General features: G+C 44.5%; 6 protein-coding genes. All 6 read left to right on the top strand.

Translation table 11 applies throughout. The features are described 5' to 3' along the window. Window positions 1-395 precede the first annotated feature (395 nt). The 6 genes from J7I96_RS26295 (at window position 396) to J7I96_RS26270 (ending at window position 6,654) form a co-directional block, all read left to right on the top strand. Complete coding sequence (locus tag J7I96_RS26295) at window positions 396-1,877, top strand: sigma-54 interaction domain-containing protein (RefSeq protein ID WP_251025182.1); 1,482 nt, start codon at window positions 396-398, stop codon at window positions 1,875-1,877. A gap of 483 nt (window positions 1,878-2,360) precedes the next feature. Continuing rightward, complete coding sequence (gene kamA / locus J7I96_RS26290; protein WP_214771277.1) at window positions 2,361-3,791, top strand: lysine 2,3-aminomutase; 1,431 nt, start codon at window positions 2,361-2,363, stop codon at window positions 3,789-3,791. A 2-nt stretch (window positions 3,792-3,793) separates the two neighbouring features. After that, complete coding sequence (locus tag J7I96_RS26285; protein ID WP_214770499.1) at window positions 3,794-4,060, top strand: YokU family protein; 267 nt, start codon at window positions 3,794-3,796, stop codon at window positions 4,058-4,060. Window positions 4,061-4,125: 65 nt separating this feature from the next. Further along, a complete protein-coding gene (gene ablB / locus J7I96_RS26280; protein WP_214924810.1) occupies window positions 4,126-4,989 on the top strand; it encodes a putative beta-lysine N-acetyltransferase in 864 nt (287 codons plus the stop codon). Window positions 4,990-5,001: 12 nt separating this feature from the next. Continuing rightward, the gene (locus tag J7I96_RS26275; RefSeq protein WP_214770505.1) at window positions 5,002-5,241 is read left to right on the top strand and encodes a ferredoxin; all 240 of its coding nucleotides are present in this window, start codon (window positions 5,002-5,004) and stop codon (window positions 5,239-5,241) included. Window positions 5,242-5,286: 45 nt separating this feature from the next. Beyond that, window positions 5,287-6,654 carry an aspartate aminotransferase family protein gene (locus J7I96_RS26270; RefSeq protein ID WP_214924801.1) on the top strand — a complete coding sequence of 456 codons (1,368 nt, stop codon included), beginning with the start codon at window positions 5,287-5,289 and terminating at the stop codon, window positions 6,652-6,654. Window positions 6,655-6,656 lie beyond the last annotated feature (2 nt).

The following is a 6,656-nucleotide window of genomic DNA, read 5'->3' as shown; positions in this document are numbered from 1 at the left end:
TGCCAGTAGCCAACGGAACCGGCTGCCTTTGCTTCTGGAAACGGGGTGATGCTAAACATGCATCCCTTATCTCCAATCTGTAGATACCGTTGATGACGCGTTAGGATTTGTTCATCACTTTCTGGTCCGCCAAGATGTTCCATCATTTCTGGGGCATTTAGTTGAAATAGTAATGGAAGGTCTTTAGCTTGCCACGGTTTAATTTCTAATCTAGTTTCCGAAATCCGACTCACCCCTAAAGATTATATTTTCTCTTATAATCTTCTTGGCTTCATGCGAGATTCCTTTATTTGACCTTATTATTCTATTGCCTTTGTGCTGAAGTTTGATTTTAATAAGAATAAAGAGATGAATGTTTCCCATTAAATGCTATAATTTACAGGTGATTCTATCAAATGACAGAGAACGGAGATGAAGAAATGAAATCTTCAGTAAATCAGTTTTCCACTCAATTTGAATGGATATTGAATGTGATCAATGTGGGTGTCCATATTGTGAATAAAGATGGGGATACGGTTTTTTACAATGAAATGATGGCGCATATCGACGGGCTGGATCGGGAGCAGGTGCTGGGGGAGAATATTTTTCAGCTTTATCCTTCATTGACAGATGAATCCAGTACGCTGCATGTGGCCTTGGAAAAAGGCAATGAAACGATTGAGTCGATTCAAACATATGTCAATTTAAAGGAGAAAAAAATAACGTCGATCAATAGTACGTATCCTTTGTATGAGGATGGTGAAATTATTGGGGCAGTGGAAATCGCAAAGGACATTACGAAGGTCATGAATATGTATGACCAAATTGTCGATTTGCGTTCCCAGCTGGCCGAGACGCATAGGAAAAATAAGTTTTCTGAAGGGACGGCGACCTATCATTTTAGTGATTTGATCGGCAATAGTCCTGCTTTTAAGCAAGCGATTTCTTTGGCTAAAAAAGCGGCCCGTACACATTCCCCGGTCATGATTTATGGACCGACAGGGACAGGTAAGGAACTGGTCGCGCAAAGTATACATAATGTAAGTGCTCAGCGAAATCAGCCTTTCATCGCGCAAAACTGTGCGGCCGTTCCAAAGGAATTGATGGAGGGGCTGCTGTTCGGCACGACGAAAGGGGCTTTTACCGGAGCGATGGATCGCATGGGCATTTTTGAGCAGGCAAATGGCGGTACTCTTTTCCTTGATGAGCTGAATAGCCTCGACCTCGGTCTGCAGGCAAAATTGCTGCGGGTGCTTCAGGAAGGTGAAGTGCGCCGTGTTGGAGGTTCGAAGGAGCAAAAGATTAATGTGAAGATCATTGCTGCGATGAACATTTCTCCGGAAGAGGCGTTGGAGCGGGGAATTATTCGTTCGGATTTGTTTTTTCGCCTCAATGTCGTAACGATCCAGATGCCTTCACTTTCCGAGCGTAAAACGGATATTCCGGAAATCGTCAATCACTTTATTCAAAAATTCAACAAATCATTTTTTACGGAAGTGCGCGGGATCAGTCAAAAGGCGATGCAGCGGCTTCTTCAATATCCATGGCCCGGGAACATTCGTGAACTGGGACATGCCATCGAGTTAACCTTTAACGTCATGGACGCTGGGGAAGATATGATTGATGAACATCATCTTCCTGCTTATCTTTTCCCTTCAGGAAATTATGCTGCAGCAAATGCGCAAAGCCAGCCTTCCCCATTGAAGAACAGGATTGATTTACCTGTCGTTCTTGAAGAAATGGAAAGGGAAATGATCATCAATATGTTCGAGAAATATAACGGGAATATCAGCAAAACGGCAGAAGCCCTCAATATTAAAAGGCAGGGACTGCAATATAAGTTAAACAAGTACGGCATTGAAAAAGTTTATACGGCAGGGTCGAAGGAGTCCAAGTGAGTTCGTTTTTTTGGAAACGCTGTCACTGTCATATCATGATGTAATCTAAAGGGACTTTCAGAATGTAGACAAGCTCGATGAAAATCGAGTTTGTCTACATTTTTTTTGCTTGTACAAATTTGGACGTTGGTTGGAACGTGGGGCACTCGCTTTCTGTGTGCCGTCCGCCCTCGACGCACTTTCGCCTGTGGGGTCTCCTTTGGACTCGCAGACCCGCTCCAATCAACTATGTTTAAAAATTTGGATAGAACTCCCTGTTTACAAACTCGAGGGTTCCTTTGAAAGAGAGCCTTCTTTTTTATTGCTTGGCGCAAAGAATTTGGCTGCAAAAAATCATGCATAATGAAAAATATCTTGCGATTTTATGCTCGGTTTACCCCCATTTGCTTATGATTACCGTGTTATCAATGTTGGCATCATTCTTGCGAGAGTATATAGATAAGTTCTTATAATAAGGGGGCATTATTAATGAATTTGATGGGAATGGATGTAAAACATAAAGAATACCTAGGTGGACGCAGGCATTATAATGATATCGAATTGTGGAAGGATGTAACGGAAGAGCAGTGGAATGATTGGATCTGGCAATTGACCAATACGATTAAATCACTGGATGATCTGAAAAAGGTCGTCAACCTGACACCGGAAGAAGAGGAAGGAGTCCGGATTTCTACTCAAACGATTCCGTTGAACATTACGCCTTATTATGCTTCTTTGATGAATCCCGATGACCCTCGCTGTCCGATTCGTTTACAGTCTGTACCGCTTTCGGCAGAAATGAACAAGACTAGATATGATTTGGAGGATCCGCTGCATGAGGATGAGGATTCCCCAGTTCCAGGATTGACGCATCGTTATCCGGATCGCGTTCTATTCCTTGTAACGAACCAATGCTCCATGTACTGCAGATATTGTACGCGACGCCGTTTTTCAGGTCAGGTAGGCATGGGTGTTCCCAAGAAGCAGCTTGATGGGGCGATTGAATATATCCGGAACACTCCGGAAGTTAGGGACGTCCTGATCTCTGGCGGTGACGGACTGTTGATCAATGATAAGATCCTTGAATACGTATTGAGTAACCTACGCGCCATCCCGCATGTGGAAATCATCCGGATCGGCACACGTGCACCGGTCGTTTTCCCACAGAGGATTACGGAAAATTTATGTAATATTCTGAAAAAGTACCATCCGGTTTGGTTGAATACGCATTTCAATCATTCGCTTGAACTGACGGATGAAGCGAAAAAAGCATGTGATATGCTCTCGATGGCAGGAGTGCCGCTTGGTAATCAGGCAGTCATCCTCGCTGGTATTAACGATAGTGTCCATATCATGAAAAAGCTTATGCATGACTGTGTTAAAGCAAGGGTAAGACCTTATTACATTTATCAATGTGATCTATCTGAAGGGATTGGCCATTTCCGGGCGCCGGTTTCAAAAGGACTGGAAATCATTGAAGCACTGCGCGGCCATACATCAGGATATGCAGTGCCAACCTTTGTGGTGGATGCTCCTGGCGGAGGCGGAAAGATTGCCTTGACTCCGAATTACCTCCTTTCGCAAAGTCCGGATAAAGTCGTTTTACGGAACTTTGAAGGAGTGATCACAAGCTATCCGGAGCCGAAGAACTATGTGGCCGGCAGTGCGGATGCTTACTTCGATGAAGTGTATGGTACTGCGGATAGGAAAGAAGCCGTCGGGATTTCCGCGCTCATGACGGATGAGAAATTCAACTTGGTGCCAGAGGGCCTTCGTCGTCTTGACAAGAGAAAAGCGTATGAAAGCACTGATGAACATGCTTCCTTGAAGGATCGCCGTGACAAACGGGATGAAATGAAGGAAAAATTAAGGTTGGCCCAAGAAAAAAAGTTGGCCGCTAGCGGCGCGGTGAAATCTGCTGGCAAGGAGGAATGAAGATGGACTGCTTATGGTGCAATGCCCCAAACGTAGAAGAAAGCGAAAAGAAGGATTGTTACTGGATCATGCCTGACGGGAAACGCTCAATAAAAGTCCTTCAAGTTCCGGCCATAAACTGTCCTGAATGTGGAATCTATGTGTCTGATTCAATGAATCAAAAGGTGGATGAAGCCTTATCCATATATGATGTGAGTGAATATCCTGACGAGTTTACGTATGAACAGCTTCTTCAGGCACCTGTCAAAAAATTATTCAATTGGAAATAGAATGCCGGGAGAAGCGGATGTTAGGCATCTCTTCTCCCGAATTCTTTAAATAAGGGGGATACATGATGCCTGTTCAAAAGCTGCCTTTTTTCACCCAAATGGAGACCGGGGATTGTTATACGATGGAGCTCTATCATGATCATGCCAATCAGCGCTTGCGCATGGATGATTATCGGGGAAATATCAAAAAAGCGATCGATCGGGCCCTTGCCATCGCAAAGGAGCAGGGCTTTACAAAAGTGATACTTAAAGCAAGGAATGAAGATGTATCAGCGGCGTTGGGTCAAGGATTCATGCTGGAAGGAATATTGAGCAAGTATTTCAAAGGGAATGATGCCTATTGCATGGCCTTCTATTTAACGGATGAAAGGCGGACTAGCGACTTTTGGGTCAAGGAAGATATGGTCATCCAAGATGTAACCAAGGTTTCAAGACCGATTGAATCCCAGCAAATACCTGAAGGTTATATCCTCCGGTCTGCTACGGAGAAAGATGCACAGGAGCTGGCGAAGCTATATGGTGCCATTTTTGAAACCTATCCTACACCGATGAATGATGAGCGATATATCAAGAAAGTGATGGAGGAAGGGACGATCTTTAGTGTTATCGAATATGAAGGAGCCATCGTGAGTGCTGCATCCGCTGAAGTGAATGAAATGTATCATAATGCTGAAATAACGGACTGTGCAACAATTCCCCAGCATCGAAAGCATGGTTTCATGAAGGTGCTCATCTCCGCATTGGAACAAGAATTGTTCAGGAAAAACATTTATTGCTCTTATTCATTGGCCCGTTCATTGTCAATGGGCATGAACGCGGTCTTTCATCAGCTGGGATATGAATATGGCGGCAGAATGACGAAGAATTGCAATATTTGGGATAAGTATGAGGACATGAATATTTGGGGTAAAGATTTATCCCTCAAGTAGGAGGATTTTTCTATGGCTAAATACACATGGGTTGATAAAGAAACCTGCATTGCTTGCGGGGCGTGTGGTTCAACAGGTCCTGACATTTATGACTATGACGATCAAGGGATCGCTTTCGTGATCCTTGACGATAATCAGGGGATTGCCGAAGTTCCTGAAATCCTGCATGATGACATGCAAGATGCCATGGAAGGCTGCCCTACGGAATCCATCCTGATTCAGGATGAGCCTTTCAGTCTTGTAAGAACGTAATAGATTAATAGATATTGTGAACGAACGTGAAAAAGGAGAGATGAAATGGAACGAAATCATTTGATTAAGCCTACTTTAGATCATGACTATCCCACTATCTCTCATGGGAATGGAATTTATCTTTATGATACAGATGGAAAGCAGTATATAGACGGCTCATCAGGAGCGGTCACGGCAAGTACCGGACATGGTGTATTGGATATTGTCGAGGCCATGACGGAGCAGGCCCGCAAGGTTTCTTTTGCATATAGGTCTCATTTTACGAGCGGGGCCGCAGAGGCATTGGCCAAAAAGCTAAGTGAGCTGGCTCCAGGGGATTTGAATTGGTCATTTTTTGTGAACAGTGGATCGGAAGCGACCGAAACGGCAATGAAGATTGCGATTCAACATTGGCAAGAAAAAGGGTTTGAACGAAAAAATCGCATAATCTCAAGGTGGACGAGTTATCACGGGATCACGATGGGCGCTTTATCGATGTCAGGCCATGTACCAAGAAGAAAACGTTTTGTGCCGCTATTGGAGGATTTCCCTAGCATATCTGCTCCTTACTGCTATCGCTGTCCTCATAATAATGAAACTTCAGGATGCAAGCTTAAGTGTGCAGATGAACTGGAGACAGCCATTCAAAGGGTCGGCTCCGAGAATATCGCAGCCTTCATCGCAGAACCGATAATCGGGGCATCCGCTGGTGCTGTAACACCGCCGGATGGCTACTATCAAAGGATTAAGGAAATCTGCGAAACCTATGACATTCTTTTTATCGCCGATGAGGTAATGACGGGAATCGGCCGGACAGGAAAAATGTTCGCAATGGAACACTGGGGAGTCACCCCGGATATCATCGCATTGGGTAAAGGAATGAGCGCCGGGTATACTCCAATCGCAGCCACGATGATTACTGACCGTGTCATGGAGCCCATTTTAAAAGGCTCGAAATCAATCATGGCTGGACACACATATAGTGCAAACCCCCTATCGGCAGCCATTTCATTGGAAGTGCTTTCCTACATTGAGCGCAATGACCTGGTTCGGGCAGCGGAAGAGAAAGGTCAATATCTGTTTCAGAAGCTGCAAGGGTTGGCTAAAGAATTCGACATCATCGGTGATGTTAGAGGGAAAGGGCTTCTCCTTGGTCTTGAGTTTGTCTCAGATCGGGTGTCAAAAAAGCCATTCGACTTGCAAATCGGCCTGACTCCAAGGCTTGTCAATAAGGCTTTTGCGAAGGGGTTGATAATCTATCCTGCTTCAGGTGCGATTGAAGGAATCGCTGGTGATGCGGTTATCATATCTCCGCCATTAATCATTACGAATGAAGAAATCGATCGCCTTGTCATGATACTGGAAGCTTCCCTCAATGAGTTGCGGCAAGAATTGCACGCGGAAGGTTTGATTGAAGACATGCAGGCTATTTAGGA

It is taken from the genome of Bacillus sp. ISL-78 (assembly GCF_018613455.1).
GTDB classification, from domain to species: Bacteria; Bacillota; Bacilli; order Bacillales; family DSM-1321; genus Peribacillus; species Peribacillus frigoritolerans.
Note: the sequence above shows the minus strand (reverse complement) of the source record. Positions and strands in the feature narration are given on the sequence as shown.

Excerpts from the sequence above, each read along its gene's own strand:
- J7I96_RS26285 (WP_214770499.1), top strand. The coding sequence starts at position 3,794 with ATGGACTGCTTATGGTGCAATGCCCCAAACGTAGAAGAAAGCGAAAAG.
- kamA (WP_214771277.1), top strand. The coding sequence starts at position 2,361 with ATGGATGTAAAACATAAAGAATACCTAGGTGGACGCAGGCATTATAAT.
- ablB (WP_214924810.1), top strand. The coding sequence starts at position 4,126 with ATGCCTGTTCAAAAGCTGCCTTTTTTCACCCAAATGGAGACCGGGGAT.
- J7I96_RS26270 (WP_214924801.1), top strand. The coding sequence starts at position 5,287 with ATGGAACGAAATCATTTGATTAAGCCTACTTTAGATCATGACTATCCC.
- J7I96_RS26275 (WP_214770505.1), top strand. The coding sequence starts at position 5,002 with ATGGCTAAATACACATGGGTTGATAAAGAAACCTGCATTGCTTGCGGG.
- J7I96_RS26295 (WP_251025182.1), top strand. The coding sequence starts at position 396 with ATGACAGAGAACGGAGATGAAGAAATGAAATCTTCAGTAAATCAGTTT.